15 protein-coding genes are annotated in these 16,683 nt (G+C 68.7%); 8 read left to right on the top strand and 7 right to left on the bottom strand.

The window, feature by feature from the left end:
- Nucleotides 1-96 precede the first annotated feature (96 nt).
- From B9Y82_RS09860 to B9Y82_RS09830, 7 genes are read left to right on the top strand one after another with little or no spacing between them, the layout of a single operon-like run.
- Nucleotides 97-1,293 carry an MFS transporter gene (locus B9Y82_RS09860; protein ID WP_100472902.1) on the top strand — a complete coding sequence of 399 codons (1,197 nt, stop codon included), beginning with the start codon at nucleotides 97-99 and terminating at the stop codon, nucleotides 1,291-1,293.
- On the top strand, nucleotides 1,290-2,483 hold the full coding sequence (locus B9Y82_RS09855) for an isochorismate synthase (protein WP_100472899.1): 1,194 nt from the start codon (nucleotides 1,290-1,292) through the stop codon (nucleotides 2,481-2,483). Before B9Y82_RS09860 ends, B9Y82_RS09855 begins: the two co-directional genes overlap by 4 nt.
- Nucleotides 2,480-4,132 (top strand): (2,3-dihydroxybenzoyl)adenylate synthase, encoded by a 1,653-nt coding sequence (locus B9Y82_RS09850; protein ID WP_100472896.1) that lies wholly within the window; start codon nucleotides 2,480-2,482, stop codon nucleotides 4,130-4,132. The genes B9Y82_RS09855 and B9Y82_RS09850 overlap by 4 nt, the downstream gene beginning before the upstream one ends.
- On the top strand, nucleotides 4,132-4,764 hold the full coding sequence (locus B9Y82_RS09845; protein WP_100472893.1) for an isochorismatase family protein: 633 nt from the start codon (nucleotides 4,132-4,134) through the stop codon (nucleotides 4,762-4,764). Before B9Y82_RS09850 ends, B9Y82_RS09845 begins: the two co-directional genes overlap by 1 nt.
- Nucleotides 4,764-5,021, top strand: coding sequence for a phosphopantetheine-binding protein (locus B9Y82_RS09840; protein ID WP_100472890.1), 258 nt, complete (start codon nucleotides 4,764-4,766; stop codon nucleotides 5,019-5,021). The genes B9Y82_RS09845 and B9Y82_RS09840 overlap by 1 nt, the downstream gene beginning before the upstream one ends.
- Nucleotides 5,018-8,908, top strand: a complete 3,891-nt coding sequence (locus B9Y82_RS09835; protein WP_100472887.1) for an enterobactin synthase subunit F — start codon at nucleotides 5,018-5,020, stop codon at nucleotides 8,906-8,908. Before B9Y82_RS09840 ends, B9Y82_RS09835 begins: the two co-directional genes overlap by 4 nt.
- Nucleotides 8,899-9,657, top strand: coding sequence for a 2,3-dihydro-2,3-dihydroxybenzoate dehydrogenase (locus B9Y82_RS09830; protein WP_100472884.1), 759 nt, complete (start codon nucleotides 8,899-8,901; stop codon nucleotides 9,655-9,657). Before B9Y82_RS09835 ends, B9Y82_RS09830 begins: the two co-directional genes overlap by 10 nt.
- 294 nt (nucleotides 9,658-9,951) lie before the next feature.
- Here the strand turns inward: B9Y82_RS09830 and B9Y82_RS09820 are convergent, their stop codons facing one another.
- The 4 genes from B9Y82_RS09820 to B9Y82_RS09805 are packed head-to-tail and all read right to left on the bottom strand — an operon-like array spanning nucleotide 9,952 to nucleotide 13,873.
- The gene (locus B9Y82_RS09820; RefSeq protein ID WP_329809544.1) at nucleotides 9,952-10,392 is read right to left on the bottom strand and encodes a DUF2894 domain-containing protein; all 441 of its coding nucleotides are present in this window, start codon (nucleotides 10,390-10,392) and stop codon (nucleotides 9,952-9,954) included.
- The gene (locus B9Y82_RS09815; RefSeq protein ID WP_100472878.1) at nucleotides 10,310-10,948 is read right to left on the bottom strand and encodes an OmpA family protein; all 639 of its coding nucleotides are present in this window, start codon (nucleotides 10,946-10,948) and stop codon (nucleotides 10,310-10,312) included. Before B9Y82_RS09815 ends, B9Y82_RS09820 begins: the two co-directional genes overlap by 83 nt.
- Nucleotides 10,945-13,209, bottom strand: a complete 2,265-nt coding sequence (locus B9Y82_RS09810; RefSeq protein WP_100472875.1) for a DUF802 domain-containing protein — start codon at nucleotides 13,207-13,209, stop codon at nucleotides 10,945-10,947. The genes B9Y82_RS09815 and B9Y82_RS09810 overlap by 4 nt, the downstream gene beginning before the upstream one ends.
- A 10-nt stretch (nucleotides 13,210-13,219) precedes the next feature.
- Nucleotides 13,220-13,873 carry a DUF3348 family protein gene (locus tag B9Y82_RS09805; protein ID WP_088026226.1) on the bottom strand — a complete coding sequence of 218 codons (654 nt, stop codon included), beginning with the start codon at nucleotides 13,871-13,873 and terminating at the stop codon, nucleotides 13,220-13,222.
- Between the two features lie 145 nt (nucleotides 13,874-14,018).
- Here B9Y82_RS09805 and B9Y82_RS09800 point away from each other — a divergent pair, with 145 nt between their 5' ends.
- Nucleotides 14,019-14,939 carry a M14 family metallopeptidase gene (locus B9Y82_RS09800; RefSeq protein ID WP_014037468.1) on the top strand — a complete coding sequence of 307 codons (921 nt, stop codon included), beginning with the start codon at nucleotides 14,019-14,021 and terminating at the stop codon, nucleotides 14,937-14,939.
- Nucleotides 14,940-14,989: 50 nt separating this feature from the next.
- On the opposite strand, the gene B9Y82_RS09795 is transcribed toward B9Y82_RS09800, so the two are convergent.
- The 3 genes from B9Y82_RS09795 to B9Y82_RS09785 all read right to left on the bottom strand — a co-directional run bounded on the left by B9Y82_RS09795 (nucleotide 14,990) and on the right by B9Y82_RS09785 (nucleotide 16,669).
- Nucleotides 14,990-15,382, bottom strand: coding sequence for a diacylglycerol kinase (locus B9Y82_RS09795; protein ID WP_088026224.1), 393 nt, complete (start codon nucleotides 15,380-15,382; stop codon nucleotides 14,990-14,992).
- 82 nt (nucleotides 15,383-15,464) lie between these two features.
- Entirely contained in the window at nucleotides 15,465-16,091 is a 627-nt protein-coding gene (locus tag B9Y82_RS09790; protein WP_100472872.1) for a hypothetical protein, read from the bottom strand.
- Nucleotides 16,092-16,141: 50 nt separating this feature from the next.
- The gene (locus B9Y82_RS09785) at nucleotides 16,142-16,669 is read right to left on the bottom strand and encodes a nuclear transport factor 2 family protein (protein WP_100472869.1); all 528 of its coding nucleotides are present in this window, start codon (nucleotides 16,667-16,669) and stop codon (nucleotides 16,142-16,144) included.
- Between the last annotated feature and the right edge of the window lie 14 nt (nucleotides 16,670-16,683).

Genomic DNA, 16,683 nt, shown 5'->3' with positions numbered 1-16,683 from the left:
TTATCATTTAAGGGCGGCATCCAGTCCTGAACAGGGCCGGTGCCGGGCGGGGCGCAGGTGCGCCCGGCCATCCTTTCCTGTTACGGCTGGTGTTCCATGCACGCACGTCCCGTCGTTCCCGGCTTGCCGGCGCTGGTGTTGGCTGCCCTGATCGGCACCATGGCGATGATGTCCTTCGTCGCTGTGATCGGCCCGGTGGTCCGCATGCTCGGTCTGTCCGAGTGGCATGCCGGCCTGTCGGTCACCGCCGCCGGCGTGCTGTGGATGCTGGCTGCCCGTCCGTGGGGCCAGCTCAGCGACCGCATCGGCCGCAAGCGCGTGCTGATGTTGGCGATGAGCGCGTACACCGTGGTCTACATCGCGCTGGCGGTGTTCATCGACGTCGCCCTGCAGGCGGTGCCGCCGGTACTGGTATCGGTGCTGGTGCTGGTCGGTGCGCGTGGCCTGATTGGCCTGTTCTACGCGGCGGTGCCGCCCACTGCTGCCGCGCTGATTGCCGACAAGGCGCCGACCGGACAGCGTGCCAATTTCCTCGCCCGGCTGGGTAGTGCCAACGCATTGGGCATGGTGCTGGGGCCGGCTGCCGCGGGTTGGCTGGCCTATACGAACCTGTCATTGGCGCTGTATGTGGCCGCCGTGCTGCCGCTGCTGGCGCTGGCATTGCTGGCCTGGCGGCTGCCGGCCACGCCACCAGTGGCCGGCGGCGGAACGCAGCGGCGCGCGCCGATGCGCCGTCTCGACCCACGCTTGCGCCTGCCACAGTTGGCTGCATTCATTGCCATGATCTCGGTGACCATCGCACAGGTGACGGTGGGTTTTTTCGCGATTGATCGCCTTGGCCTGGATGCAGCTGCGGGTGCACGCATGGCCGGCATCGCACTTACCGCGGTTGGCGTCGGACTGATCCTGGCGCAGGCGCTGGTGATGAAACTGGACGTGCATCCACGCCGCTGGATCGTGCTCGGCGCCCTCGTTTCCGGAATCGGCTTTGCTTCGGTAGCGGGCGTGCAGCAGGGCTGGCAGTTGCCGGCGGCGTACGCGCTGGCCGCGTTCGGCATGGGCTTCGTATTCCCCTCGTTCCAGGCGCTGGCCGCGGACGCGGTGGAAGCGCACGAGCAGGGTGCGGCTGCGGGCACCGTTGCTGCCGCGCAGGGCCTGGGCATGGTGGCCGGGCCGATGCTCGGCACGCTGTTGTATCGCGGCGGGCCCAGCCTGCCATACCTGCTGGTCGGCACGCTGCTGCTGTTGCTGTGCGCGCTGGCCGCAGTGCATCGCATGAAGGAGACCCCATGAACGATTCCCTGATGCAGGCGGCGTGGCCGGAGGCTGCGCCGGCGGCGCTGGAGAACACCGACGATGCGTCGCTGTTCCTGCTGCAGCATGCTGGCCAGCATGTGCACGCACGTGGTTGCCGGGCGACGCTGCCCGGTGGCGCACTGGCAACCCTGGCCGAGCGGGTTGCGGAGTTCTTCGCCCAGCAGCGTGGCGGCCCGGGCCTGCTGGTGGGCGCGGTGCCGTTCGAGCCGCGTGCCGACGACGCGCTGTACCAGCCCGAGCGGCTGCTGTCGGCGTTGCCGCTGCAGCCACAGGCGGCGCCGCCGCTGGAGGGGGCGCTGCAGGCCGAGCCCGCAGCGCAGGACTATGCCGGCGCGGTTGCCGCAGCCGTGAGCGCGCTGCGCGCGCCCGAACAGGACCTGCACAAGGTGGTGCTGGCACGCAGCCTGCTGGCCCGCACCCGGCAGGCGCTTTCGCCGGAGGTGCTGCTGGCACGGTTGGGTGCGGATCCCTCGGTGGCCACCTATGCGGTGCCGTTGCCGGTCGAACTGGGGCAGGCGCCGGCCTGGCTGGTCGGGGCAACGCCGGAGCTGCTGCTGCGCAAGCGTGGCGTGCAGCTGCTGTCGCACCCGCTGGCCGGGTCCGCGCGCCGCAGCGCCGATGCCGTCGAAGACGAGCGTGCCGCGCAGGCGCTGCTGGCCTCGCGCAAGGACCATGACGAGCATCGCCACGTGGTCGAAGCCATCGTCGAAGGCCTGGCGCCGTACTGCAGCCACATCGATGCACAGCCGCGGCCGGCGCTGCATGCGACTGCCAGCATGTGGCACCTGGGTACCCGCATCCACGCGACCCTGAAGGATCCGCAAACAACGGCGGCCGAGCTGCTGGCGCAACTGCATCCCACACCGGCGGTCTGCGGGACACCGCGCTTGGCGGCACTGCAGCGCATCCGTGAGCTGGAGCCGGTGCCGCGTGGTTTCTACGCTGGCGCGGTCGGCTGGCTGGATGCACAGGGTGATGGCGACTGGTACGTGGCGATCCGCTGCGCACGGCTGCAGGGCACGCAGCTGCGTCTGTACGCCGGCGCCGGCATCGTCGCCGACTCAGCGCCCGAGGCCGAGGTCGCCGAAACCGCAGCGAAGTTCGCTGCCCTGTTGAACGCGCTGGGCGTCCATGACGCCGCGCCCGCCATCGAGCCTGCCGTATGAATACCTCCGCTGATACTTCCCGCTTGCCACTGCAGCAGGTATGGCCTGATGAGCTGGTGGCGCGCTATCGCGAGGCCGGTCATTGGCGTGGCGAAACCTTCCCGGCATTCCTGCGCCAACGCGCGGAACGCTACGCCGATGACATCGCAGTGGTCGCCGGCGATGTACGCCTGAGCTATGCGCAGCTGTGGCACGAAGCCGGTCGCATCGGCGCCGGCCTGCTGGCGCTCGGCCTGCAGCCAGGCGAACGGGTGCTGGTGCAGCTGGGCAACACCGCCGGGTTCATCACCACGGTATGCGGGCTGTTCCGTGCCGGGCTGGTGCCGGTGTATGCGCTGCCTGCGCACCGCATCACCGAGCTGGTGCACTTCGCCAACAAGGCCGAGGCCAGTGCCTACATCACTACCGACCTGCACGATGGCTTCGATCATCGCGGGCTGGCGCGGGCGCTGCAGGCGGAGGTGCCGTCGGTTCGCTATGTGGTGATCGATGGCGGTGCCGCGGAATTCATCGCGCTGGAGTCACTGCAGGGCGACCGCAGCGAGCTGCCGGCCGATCCGGATCCGCAGTCGGTGGCGTTCCTGCAGATCTCCGGTGGCAGCACCGGGCTGTCCAAGCTGATCCCACGCACCCACGACGACTACATCTATTCGTTCCGTGCCAGCAATGACCTCTGCGGCATCGACCGCGACAGCGTGTACCTGGTCGCGCTGCCGGCCGCGCACAACTTCCCGATGAGTTCGCCCGGCTTCTTCGGTGCGCTGTATGCCGGCGCCCGCGTAGTGCTAAGCCCCGGCCCCGGACCGGATGCGGCCTTCCCGCTGATCGCCCGCGAGAAGGTGACCTGCTGTGGCCTGGTGCCGCCCTTGGCGCTGTTGTGGGCACAGGCGGCGGCGACCACCCCACACGATCTGTCCAGCCTGCAGGTGCTGCAGGTGGGCGGTGCCAAACTGGTGCCGGAAGCGGCACGGCGCGTGATCGACGGCCTGCGCTGCACCTTGCAGCAGGTGTTCGGCATGGCCGAGGGGCTGGTCAACTACACTCGCCTGGACGATCCGGAGGAACTGATCGTGGCCTGCCAGGGCCGGCCGATCAGCCCGGATGACGAGGTGCGCGTGGTCGATGACCACGATCAGCCGGTGCGCGAAGGTGAAGTAGGCCATCTGCTGACCCGCGGCCCGTACACCATCCGTGGCTACCACAACGATGCGGTGGCCAATGCGCGTTCGTTCACCAACGACGGCTTCTACCGCACCGGCGACCGTGTGCAGCAGCTGCCCGGTGGCTACCTGGTGGTGCAGGGCCGCGCCGGTGACCATATCAACCGGGCGGGCGAGAAGATTTCCGCCGAGGAGATCGAAGACCATCTGCTGGCGCACCCGGGCGTGTTCGACGCCGCCGTGGTCTCCATTCCCGACGAGTATCTCGGTGAGCGCAGCTGCGCGTTCGTGATCCAGCAGGGTGAGCCGATCAAGGCACCTGCACTGAAGGCCTGGATGCGCACGCGCGGCCTGGCCGCCTTCAAGGTGCCGGACCAGGTCGTGTTCGTCGAAAGTTTCGATACCACTGCGGTCGGCAAGATCAGCCGCCGCGAACTGCGCGCGCAGCTGCGTGCGCGTCATCTGCAACAGACAGGAGGAACGCGCTGATGGCGCTGCCCCGCATCACCCACTATCCCTTGCCGACCGCTGCCGAACTGCCGCAGGCGCGCGGCCCGTGGCGCCCGCAGCGCGATCGTGTCGCACTGCTGGTGCATGACATGCAGCGCTACTTCCTGGCCGCATTCGACGCCGGGAACGCGCCGTTGCGGCCCGCGGTGGACAACATCGCGCGCCTGCTGGCGCATTGCCGCGCACATGGCATTCCGGTGTTCTACACCGCCCAGCAGGGCGACCAGGATCGCCGCGACCGTGGCCTGCAGGCCGACCTGTGGGGGCCGGGCATGCGCCGCAGTGCCGATCATGAGCCGATCATCGAGGCGCTGGCACCGCAACCTGGCGAGCACGTGCTGGTGAAGCACCGCTACAGCGCGTTCCAGCGCAGCAACCTGGAAACACTGATGCGGGTGCGTGGCCGCGACCAGCTGCTGGTGACCGGCGTGTACGCGCATATCGGCTGCACTGCCACCGTGGTCGAAGCCTTCCAGCGTGACATCGAGGCGTTCATCGCAGCTGACGCGGTGGCGGATTTCTCGCGCGCCGACCACGATCAGGCGCTGCACTGGATCGCACGCACCTGTGGCGTGCCGATGACCTCGGATCAGCTGCTGGAGGTGCTGTGATGGCGGCCACGGCTGAGGTGCTGGATCTGGAGCGGATGCGTGCAGACGTGGCGCGGGTGCTGGAATGCACGCCGGCCGAGATCGGTGACGACGACAACCTGATCGACCTGGACCTGGATTCGATGCGCATGCTCGGCCTGGTCCTGGCCTGGGGCAACACCGGTCTGCCGCTGGAGTTCTCGCAGCTGGCCGAGCACACCACGCTGCGCCAGTGGTGGGGTGTGGTGCAGAAGCTGCAGGCCGCGCAGAACGCATGAACGCCGCCGCGCTGGCCACGCCGGTGGCATTGACCGAGGCCCAGGCCGGACTGTGGTTCGCGCAGCGGCTGGCACCGGGCAATCCATCGTTCAATACCGCGCATGCGCTGTGGATCGACGGCCCGCTGGATGTGGCCGCGTTCGCTGCCGCGGCAGACCAAGCGGCGGGCGAAGCCCAGGCCTTCGCACTGCGCTTTGCCGAGGGAGCCGACGGTCAGCCGCTGCAGTGGCGTGATCCGGCGCATGTGCCGCTGCTGTCGCTACGTGATCTATCCAGCGAGGCCGACCCGGCGTCGGCGGCGCGCGCCCTGATGCAGGCCGACCGGCTCAGCGCGGTCGATCCGACCCGCGACCGTATCAGCCAGCAGGTGTTGTTCGATCTGGGCGGGCAGCGCTGGGTCTGGTATCTGCGCGTGCATCACCTGGCCGCCGATGGCTATGGCATGGCACTGTTCACCGATCGCGTCTGCGCGTTGTACGCAGGGCGTGGTGGTGAGGCACTGCCCGCCTTGGCGGGAGTGCTCGCCGATGATGCCGCGTACCGTGCCGATCCGCGCCGTGCGCAGGCCGGACACTGGTGGCGCGAACAGTTGCAGGGGGCGCCGGCAGGCGTGGGCCTGGCGGGCACCATGGCGGCCAGCGACGATGCGCTGCGCTGGGTACAGCCGCTGGATGCCGGGTTCCGTGAACAGCTGCTGCAGGCCTCGGTGCATTGGTTGCAGCCGTGGCCGGATGTACTGGCCGCACTGTCTGCCGAGTATCTGCGACGAATGAGCGCCACCGATGAAGTGGTGCTGGGCGTGCCCTATATGGGCCGGCTCGGCAACGCATCGGCGCGCGTTCCGGCAATGGTGATGAACGTGCTGCCGCTGCGGGTGGCGGCCGGCGAGGGCAGTGTCGAGGCGTTTACCCGGGCATTGGGCCGGCAACTCAGCCAGGGCCGCAAGCACGGCCGCTATCGTGGTGAGCAGTTGCGCCGTGACCTGGGCCTGGTGGGCGCGCAGCAACGGCTGCATGGGCCGCTGGTGAACGTGCAGCCGTTCTACACGCCGCTGGCCATGCCGGGGGTGCAGGCCACGCTGGAGGTGCTGTGCACCGGGCCGGTTGACGATCTGACGCTGGGCTTCCGTGGTGACGGCCAGCGCCTGCTGGACCTGGAGATTGAAGCCAATCCCGCGCTCTACAGCCGCCAGGATGTGCAGGCGCACGCGGCGCGGCTGCTGCATTTTGTGTCGGCGGCGCTTGAGGCTGAAGACATCGCGGCGGTGCCGCTGGCCACCGTTGAAGAAGCGCAGCAGGTGGTGCACGGTTTCAATGCCACCGCGCATGCATTGCCGCAGACCACGCTGGTCGAGCTGCTGCAACAGGGCATGGACCGCGATCCACAGGCACCCGCGCTGGTGTTCGGCGACGCCGCGCTGGATCACGCAACGCTGGAAGCGCGCAGCTTCGCACTTGCCGCGCAGCTGCGCGCGATGGGCGTCGGCCCGGGCAGTGTGGTGGCGGTGGCGCTGCCGCGCTCGCTGGAACTGGTGATCGCGCTGGTGGCGGTGCTGCGTGCCGGTGCCGCCTACCTGCCGCTGGATCTGGCCCATCCTGACGAACGCCTGGCCCGCATCCTTGCCTCGGCACGACCGGCCTGCGTGCTGGCAGCGGCGGACGTGTCGAAGCGCATGGCCGGCGTACCGGTGCTCGCACCCAAGCAGTGGACCGCGCTGAGTTTCGCGGCACCATGGGCCGATCCGGCGCCCAGCGATGCAGCCTATGTGATCTATACCTCCGGTTCCACCGGGGAGCCAAAGGGCGTGGTCATCGAGCACCGCGCCATCGTCAACCGCCTGCTGTGGATGCGCGAGCACTACGGCATCCGTGCCGACGACCGGGTGTTGCAGAAGACACCGGCGACCTTCGATGTCTCGGTCTGGGAATTCTTCCTGCCGCTGCTGTGCGGGGCCACGCTGGTGATCGCCGGGCCGGATGCACATCGGGATCCCACAGAGCTGGCGCGACTGATCCAGGCCCATCGCATCACCACGGCGCACTTCGTGCCGTCGATGCTGGATGCCTTCCTCTCTGCACCGGCCTCCGAAGGCCTGCAGCTGCGGCGCGTGTTCACCAGTGGTGAGGCGCTGGACGCGTCGCTGCGCGATCGTTTCCACGGGCGCGTGCATGCCGAGCTGCACAACCTGTATGGCCCGACCGAAGCAGCAGTAGACGTGAGCTACTGGCCGGCCTCGGCGCAGGATCGCGCACGGCCGGTACCGATCGGTTTCCCGGTCTGGAATACCCGCCTGTACGTACTGGACGCGCGGATGCAGCCGCTGCCGGTGGGCGTGGCTGGCGACCTCTACCTTGGGGGCGTGCAGTTGGCGCGTGGCTATCTGGGTCGCGATGACCTGACCGCCGAACGCTTCCTGGCCGATCCCTTCCTGCCGGGTGAGCGCATCTACCGCACTGGCGACGTAGCGCGTTGGCGCAGCGATGGCGCAGTCGAATACCTGGGCCGCAGCGATCACCAGGTAAAGCTGCGTGGCCTGCGCATCGAACTGGGGGAGATCGAGGCGGCGCTGCGTGAGCTGCCGGGCATGGAGCGGGTGGAAGTGCTGCTGCGCCAGGACGCACCCGGTGATGCCCGGCTGGTCGCCTATGTGCCGTCCGCGCTGGCAGACGCCAGCGTGCTGCGCAGCCATCTGGCCACACGCGTGCCGGACTACATGATGCCGTCGGCGTTCGTTGCCGTGGATCATTGGCCGGTGACCGCCAACGGCAAGCTCGACCGCAACGCCTTGCCGAAGCCGCCGCAGAACGAGCTTGCTGGGCTGGCGCCGCGCACGCCGCTCGAACAGGAACTGGCCGTGCTGTTCGCACAGGCGCTGGGCCGCGAATCACCGGTGGCGGTGGATGCGGACTTCTTCAACCTCGGCGGCGACTCGCTGTCGGCAGTGCACCTGCTGCTGGCCATCGAACAGCGCTGGCGCTGCGATCTGGGCCTGGGCGCCTTGTTCGCACAGCCGACCGTGGCCGCACTGGCGACGCACATCGCCGAACCACCGGCGCTGGCCGATCACGCGTTGGGGCCGGTGATCTCGTTGGCCGCGACCGATGCGGCCGAGCTGGCGCCCTTGTTCGTACTGCACCCGGCTGGCGGCATTGCCTGGAACTATCGCAGTCTGGCGCGGGCCCTGCAGCCGACGCGCGCGGTATACGGCCTGCAGTCGCCCGCGCTGGATCCGAAGCAGCCGTTGCCGCCCAGCATCGAAGCCATGGCCAACGACTACGTGCAGCGCGTGGTCGCATTGCAGCCGAAGGGACCGGTGCACCTGCTGGGCTGGTCGGTGGGCGGCATCCTCGCCCAGGCGATGGCGGTGCGCCTGCATGAGATTGGTCGTGAGGTCGGTGAACTGGTGCTGCTGGATGCCTACCCCAGCGAAGTGTGGCGCGCCGAGCCGGAACCCGATCCTATCGCAGCACTGCGCGCCCTTCTGGCGATTGCCGGGCATGACCCCGACGCGCATCCGGAGCTGGACAGCCGTGAGCGCATCCTCGCCTTCCTGCGCCGTGGCGGCAGTGCGCTCGGCAGCCTGCCCGATGTCGTGCTGGATGGGGTGGTGCGTGCAGTGACCGGTACCAATCGCTTGATCCGGGAGCATCATCATCGGCCGTTCGACGGCACGTTGGTGCATGTGCGCGCGGGTCGCGACCATCAGGCGCGGCCGCAGCTGCAATCGGCGTTGTGGCGCGCACACGCACTCAGGGTGCAGGCACTGGAACTACCGTTCCTGCACGCCGAGCTGACCGGCCGCGATGCGGTGGCGCAACTGGCGCCGTGGTTGTCGGCGCGCCTGCGCCACTGGGATGAGCAACAGGAGATCGCAACATGCAGTTGACCGGCTTTGGGGGTCGCGTGGCACTGGTGACCGGCGCTGCGGGCGGTATCGGCGAGGCGCTGGTTCGCTTGCTGGCCGAGGCTGGCTGCACGGTGGTGGCGACCGATTGCGAGGCGCCCGTGGTAGCAGACGCACGTGTGCAGGCGTTTGCGCTCGATGTGACCGACAGCGTGGCGGTGGACGCGCTGGTGGATCGTGTAGAAGCCAGCATCGGGCCGATCGGCCTCGCCGCCAGCGTGGCCGGGGTGCTGCACGTGGGCGAGGTGGCCGGCACCACCGATGCCGATTGGCGCCAGGTGTTCGCGGTCAACGCCGATGGCGTGTTCCATGTCGGGCGTGCGCTGGCGCGGGTCATGTCACCACGACGGCACGGCGCGATCGTCACCGTCAGTTCGAATGCGGCCGGCGTGCCACGGCACGGCATGGCGGCCTATGCCGCGTCCAAGGCCGCCGCCACGATGTTCACCCGCTGCCTCGGGCTGGAACTGGCGCCACTCGGCATTCGCTGCAACATCGTCGCCCCGGGTTCAACGCTGACCCCGATGCAGACCGGCATGTGGCAGGACGAGCATGGGGCAGAGCGGGTGATCGCCGGCAGCCCGGAGACCTACAAGGCCGGCATCCCGCTGCGCAAGCTGGCCACCCCGGAGGATGTCGCGCACTCGGTGATGTTCCTGCTCTCCGAGCAGGCCGGGCACGTGGCGATGAGCGACCTGTACGTGGACGGCGGCGCTACCCTGCGCGGCTGAGGTCTGCCAATGCCGGGAGGCAACCCATGGTGCCGGTAGTGCCGGCCGTTGGTCGTTGGCCATCGCCTCCGCCTGGTCCGGCGTTCGATTGCCGGTCAGGTCTACGACCACATATCTGCGCCGCCGGCTCTTTGAAAGCGAAGCTGCAGTGGCATGTGTAATCGACCCGTTAATTACATCGAACGCCGGGGGCTGGTGCAGTCACTCGCGTGGGTTGTCGTGCCGGATCATGTTCACTGGATGTTCGAGCTGCGTGCAGCCCACCTTCCAGCGGCCGGCACTACCCATCGGTGTTCAGCGCGGCTTGCGCGTGCGCTTCGGCTTCGTGGCATCGCCGCCGCTGGCCGCACCATCCTGCAGCGCCTGCAGCCAGGACAGAGTGTCCACATAGTCGATGAAATGGCGCAGGTAGCCGGGGCTGGTCGCCTGCATCGTGTCCAGCATGCGCTGCACCAGCACCGCCGAGTTCAGCGGGCCGCCGTCGGCGGGCGCTTCGGTGCGCAACGAGCGGCGCACCTGCAGTTCGCTGCGCAGTTCCGACCACTCGCGCTGCACCTGCTGCAGCATCGGCACTTGGGGATAGTGCGGCAGCGAGCGCGACCCCGCATCGAGGTCGCGCACCAGTGCGCGCAGGCCCTCCAGCGCGGGCGGCTTACTTGGCATCGGTGGCCTTGGGCTTGGGAATCGGTGCGATTTCCACGCGCCGGTTGCGTGCACGGCCGTCTTCGCTGGCATTGGGGCTGACCGGCTGCCCGCTGCCGAACGCGGCAGCAAATACAGCGTCGGCAGGTACGCCGTCGGCGATCAGGGTGCGGGTCACGGTCAGCGAACGCTGCGCGGACAGCTCCCAGTTGTCGGCGAAACGCCGGTTGCCTTCGCGCACCGGTGCGTCATCGGTGAAGCCGCTGACCATCAGGATCTCTTCGCGCGTGCCCAGGTAGGCGGCCAGCGGTGCGGCCAGGCTGCGCAGCAGCTCCTGGCCTTCCGGCTGCAGCTGGTCGGAGTTCAGCGCGAACAACACGCTGCCACTGATGCCGATGCGGCCGTCGACCAGGGTCACGCGACCGGCGGCCAACGGGCCAGCCAGCGCCTGTTCCAGGGTCTGCAGGCGCTTGGCCTCGGCCTGGCGCTGCTTCACTTCCTGGTCCAGCCGCTGCGACAGCTCCAGCTGCACGGCGACCACACCGACCAGTATCAGCACGAACGCACCCAGCAGCACCGACATCAGGTCGCCGAAGGCGGCCCAGATCGGGGCGTGCGAACCGCCATCGACCTCCAGCTCGTCGCTCATGCGCTGCCGGCCTTGGCGCGGCGCGCAGCCAGCTGCTGCAGTTCTTCCATCACCTGCTTCTGCGACAGCAGGCTGAGGTCGACCACCTCGCGCGCCTGTGCCACGTAGTAGGCCAGCTGTTCGTCGCTGCGGGCCAGCGAGGCATCCAGCGCGCCGCCGATCTGTTCCAGGCGGCTGGACAGTTCGGTGGAGGCGCTGCCGAACTGCGCGACCGCGTCACCGAAGGCGCCAGCCAGCTGGCCGACGTCGCCGGCGCTGCCGCTGAGCGCTGCGGCAATGCCATCCAGCTTGCCGGTCTCGGCGGCGATATGGTCGGTGAAGCGATTGCCGACGCGTTCCAGCAGCTCAGCCGAACCGCCGACCAGGGCGTCCACCGCGGTGCGCTGCTCGTGCGAAGCGTGGTTGATTGCATCCAGCAGGGTCTGCACGGTGGCCAGCAGGCGGCCGCGCTCTTCCAGCATCGCGTTGTCGCGCACCAGGCTCTCGGACAGCGTGCTGCGCAGCTCGTTGATGACGTCGGCGGCGGCCTTCGGCGCAGCGGCGGCCGTCTGCAGCAGGGTGGACACTTCGGCCAGCGTGGCGCTGGCCTGGGCGCGACCGTTCTCGCCGATCTGCTGCGCGGTTGCCGCCAGCGTGTCGCAGACCTGCTGCTGCTGCGCGGCCAGGCGTTCGCCGTTGGCCTGCAGGCGCTCGGCCAGATCGGTGGAAACGTGCTGCAGGGCATCGCTCCAGCGCTGCAGGCGCTGCTCGTCGCTGGCCTGCAGCTGGGCCTGCAGCGCGGCGTGGGCCTGCTGCAGTTCGGCACTGACCGCATCCCAGCGCGCCTGGCGCTGCTGCTCGCGGCTGTCCAGGCTGGCCTGCAGTTCGGCGTGCGCGGTCGCGGCGGCGGCCTGCGCGGCCTGCCACTGCTGCGAACGCTGCAGTTCGTGATCCTGCAGCAGCGCCTGGCTGGCGCTGTGGTGTTGTTCCAGTGCCTGCAGCAGGGCCTGCGCACGCGCATCCAGATGCTCGCTGGCGGCCAGCAACGCCTGCTGCTGGCGTTCGACCAGCGCGGTATTCAGTGCCTGCTGCTGTTCGGCGGCGGCGCGCCAGGCCTCGGCATTGCCGCTGGCATCGGCCTGCAGGCGCTCGCCGATGCGCGCGACCAGTGCTTCGGCGTGCGTGCCCTGGCCATCGCTGAAGGCCTGCAGGTGCTGTCGCAGATCACTCACCAGCGCCTGTTGTGCCTGGGTCTGCTCGCTCACCACCTTGGCCCAGCTGGCCTCGGTGGCGACGCGGCTGCGCTCGAAACCGTCGCTCAGGCCAGACAACTGCTGCTGCACCGCCTGCTCGACACGGGTGTGCAGTGCTTCGCCGTGACGGGCCAGGCCAGCCAGGGTGGTTTCGGCCATCGGCTGCAGCGCGCCACCGATGGCAGCAGCGCTGGCCTCGGCACCTTCGCGCAGCGACTGCTGCAGCGAGACGGCCAGGCGTTCCTGCAGCGCCTGGCTCTGGGCCAGGAACTCGGCCTGGCCGGCCAGCAGGCGCTCATTGGCGACCGCACTGTGCTGTTCGAAGGTGCTGGTCATCGCCTGCAGGCGGTCGACCAGCGCCGGCAGCGCGGCGGACTGTGCCTGCAGCAGGCGCAGCGATTCAGCGCGCTGCCACGCCTGGGAGTACGGGTGCAGGTCGCCGGCAATGGCACGGTCCAGCTGCTGCACGGCCTGCAGGCGGTCACGGCGCAGCAGCGCGGCCAGCAGGCCGAGCATGGCCGAGCTGGCCACACCGGCGATCGAGGTGCCGAATGCCACGGCCAGGCCTTGGACCGGCGACGCCAGCGAGCCGCGGATGGCGGCCATGTCGGTTGCGCTCTGCAGGGCCAGGCCGGTGCCACGCAGGGTGTCCATCATGCCCAGCAGAGTGCCGAGCATGCCCAGCAGCACCAACAGGCCAACCAGGTACGGGGTCAGCACCGGCGCGGGCAGGGCGGTGCGCTCGCCTTCCACGCGCAGGCGCACCGCGTTGCGCAGGCCCACCGGCACGCGTTCCAGCCAGGGGGCAAGGCTCTCCTTCGCGCTGGACAGGTCACTCAGTGCGCTGCGCAGGCCGTTGCTGGCCTGGCGGTAGCGGTACAGCTCCACGCCACCGGCGATGTAGCAGGCCGCGATGATCGCCGCCACCGCTGCACCCAGCGGATGCACCGAAACGTAGCCAATGCCTATCCAGCACACGGCCAGCAGGCCGACAAGGAAGACAACGACATGGAAAGCAGTTCTGGACATGGTGTTCCGGTCAGTGGGAGCGCAGGGCGTCTTGCAGCCCTTCGATCGGGTGGAAGCGCAGCTGCAGCTCGGCGAGCAGCAGTGTGCGCATGTCATGGCGGAAGGCCGCGCGCCAACCGGGCTGGCCGTGCACGCGTTCAAAACGGGCGCCGAGCACCGCCGGCGCAGTGGCCAGCAGGCTGTGCTCGCGCGGGGTGAGGGTCTGCTCCATCACTGCGTCGACCTCGGCCAGCCGTGCCAGCTCGGGTGAAACCTGCACCAGCTGGTCGCGCAGGCGGCCGCGCAGGCGCCCGGTGGCGGTCTGGATGGCCTGCTGCAGCACCCGGTAGCGCTGGCGCAGCGAGGCGAAGTTGGGTGCGGCGGCGGCTTCGGCCAGGTCGAGCAGGCGCTCGGCCTCGGCATCCTCGCTGATCGAGGCCAGCAGGCTGGCATGGGCCTGGGCGCAGTCGTCCAGCACATCCCCGGCCGCTTCGGTGGCCTCACCCGGCTCGGGCAGGCGTCCGCCGAGCGCGCCGGACAGGGCCACGGCACGGCTCCAGTCCACCCACTGGCCGAGGCGATCGGTCAGGGCGGGACTGCTGGCCGGCATCGCGCCGTCGCTGAGACGGGCGAGCAGGCGGAGGAATTCCGGTCCACCCAGGACCGGCTGCGCTGCTTTCGCCATCAAGGTGTGAGGGGCCAAAAACCGCTGATTTTACAACCAGATGACCCGGCCTGGATGAAGGCGGGGCCGGGGGGAGGGCACCCGCAGGCGCGACAGGGCTTAGAATGTCCGGCTGCACCCATCCGTTCGACCCCTGGAGTACCCAATGACTGTTGCGCAGTTCTACCCGATCGGCACCCCCGGACAGCCCTGGGGCGACGCGGAACGCGCACAGTGGCGGGCCCGCCAGCAGCGCCAGCGCAGCTACCACGACGATGTAGTGGCCGCGCTTGAACGCCTGGACGACAGCTTCGATGTGATCCAGTACGGCCAGCTGGACTATGCGCCGGACCATTACCCGCTGTTCGCCGTGGTCAACCACGACTGGAACCCGGCGCTGCCGACCGCGCTGATCACCGGCGGCGTGCATGGCTACGAGACCAGCGGCGTGCATGGCGCCCTGCAGTTCCTGGAGCAGCAGGCCGAGCGTTACCTGGGCCGGTTGAACCTGATCGTGGCACCGTGCGTCAGCCCGTGGGGCTACGAGCGCATCCAGCGCTGGAACCCGGATGCCATCGACCCGAACCGCAGCTTCCGTGACGGCGGCCAGATCGAGGAAGCCGCCGCGCTGATGCGCTGGGTGGCCGAGCGCAAGCCGAACCTGCTGGTGCACCTGGACCTGCACGAGACCACCGACAGCGACCTGCACGAGTTCGATCCGGCGCGCTGCGCCCGCGACGGCAAGCCGTTCGAGCGCGACACCATTCCGGATGGCTTCTACGTGATCGGCAACAGCGAAGACCCGCAGGCCGAGTTCCAGAAGGCATTGATCACCGCCGTTGCCCCGGTCACCCACATCGCGCCGGCCGACGCCGAAGGCAACCTGGTCGGCTTGCCGCTGCAGTCGCCGGGCGTGGTCTGGGGCGAATCGCGCTCGATCGGCGCCTGCGCCGGCTTCACCGACGCGCGCTTTGCCACCACCACCGAGGTCTACCCGGACAGCCCGCGCACCAACCCGCAGGAATGCAACGACGCCCAGGTGGCGGCGGTGTGCGCGGGCCTGGATTTCGCCCTGGCGGCGCAGTAACGCAGCAACACGAGGTAGCGCCGGGCCCTGCCCGGCGGCTCGGGCGTGAGCTAGCCCAGCAGGATCACGCCCCACACCGTGCCGACCATCAGCAGTGCGGTGGTCTGTGCGGCGCTGCCCATGTCCTTGGCGTTCTTGGACAGTGGGTGGTGGTCAAGCGAGATGCGGTCGACCACCGCTTCGATGGCCGAATTGAGCAGCTCCACCAGCAGGCTGATGAAGCAGACCGCCAGCACCACAGCACGTTCGACGCGGCTGATGTCCAGCAGGAAGGCGGTGGCGATCAGCAGCGCATGCAGCAGCAACAGCTGCCGGAAGGCCGCTTCGCCACGGAAGGTGGCGATGAAGCCATCGCGCGAATGGATCAGCGTATGGAAGATGCGGGCAAGCCCGGTCTTGCCGTGCGGGTACTTGCCGCTGTCCCTGGGGTGAGGTGGCTGCATGCCGCTCCTGCCATGAATTGACCTCACGACAGGATGTACAGGCGGGCGTCGGGAAAGCGTCGGACGCCCGTTGGATTTTCCTTCAGCCGGCCTGGCGCTGCGCCTGGATGGCCTGGTCGAGGGTGTCGAGCTCATTCGTCGGCGAGGCCAGCCATGCCGGGTACGCCTCGGTCTCCACGAAGTCGGAGGACCGCAGCACGTCATCGAACGCAGGATTGTCCTTCTCCGCATGACGCAGCAGGCCGGGCATCAACCCGCAGATGCGGACGGCCGCCTGGAAGGCACCCTGCAATGAACCGGCCGGCTCGGTGACCGTGTTGAGGAAGGCGGCATAGGCCGGGCCATCGAAGACGAAGTCCTCGCGCTGCTGGAAGGCGTCGCCGCTGAGGTTGGCTTCGCCGGAGACGTGCCGCGAAAACCCCCAGGACCAGATGTCGAGGAAGCGCAGGTCATCCAGCATCCGGCGCGCATCGTCTGTCAACGGAACTGCGCCGGACAGAGCGTGCTCCAGCGTGGCTGCCGCGAAGGGCTCGGTGCCCTCGTGGGCCAGGAAATCGCTCAGGCAGCGCAGCGCACCGGGATGATGCGGGTCCAGTTGCAGCGCCCGGTAGATCACGCGGGCGCCTTCCACATGGCGGCCCTGGGCGATGAAGATGTTGAGCGCGTGGTGGGCGAGCTGGTCGGCGTTGAGGTCGGCAATCCGTGTCATCGGGGTCTGGCTGGCGTGGGTAAACGGTGGGCTTCAGTCTGGCAGATCACTCATTCGGCCGGGCTGCGTGAATCACGCATCGAGTAGATCACCGAGAAGATCTTCCAGCCCCGCTCGGTGCGGACCAGCTGCCACATCTCCTTGCCCCAGTTGGTCTTCACTCCATCGTCGTGGAAGCTGTAGTCGAACGATACCGAGGCCACATCGCCATCCGTCTCGATCTTCGTGTTGGAGAATGTCTCCTCCTTCGGCTTCGGCGAGGCCACCGCCCCGTCGATCAGCGCGATGAAGTTGTTGGCGGGAATCTGCCGTGCCTTGATCGCATCGGGCTTGGCCTTGCGGATGTCCTGCAGGCGTACATCCTCGGAGACGACCTGCCAGCCGATGTCTTCGGGTTTATCCGAGAAGAACAGCCCCATGTAGGTCGGCTTGTCCTTGTTGATCAGCGAGGTGCGGAACGATTCGACCACCTGTTCGATGGCCTTGACGTCGGCGGGTGCGTTCTGCGTGGCGTAGGCCGGCAGGCAGGCGCAAAGGCAGAGGGCAACGGTGGCAAAACGTGCATGCGTGATGGACATCGGTCAATCCTGAT

Source organism: Stenotrophomonas maltophilia (genome assembly GCF_002799155.1).
GTDB lineage: Bacteria > Pseudomonadota > Gammaproteobacteria > Xanthomonadales > Xanthomonadaceae > Stenotrophomonas > Stenotrophomonas maltophilia_R.
This window is presented reverse-complemented; position numbering and strand designations above follow the sequence as displayed.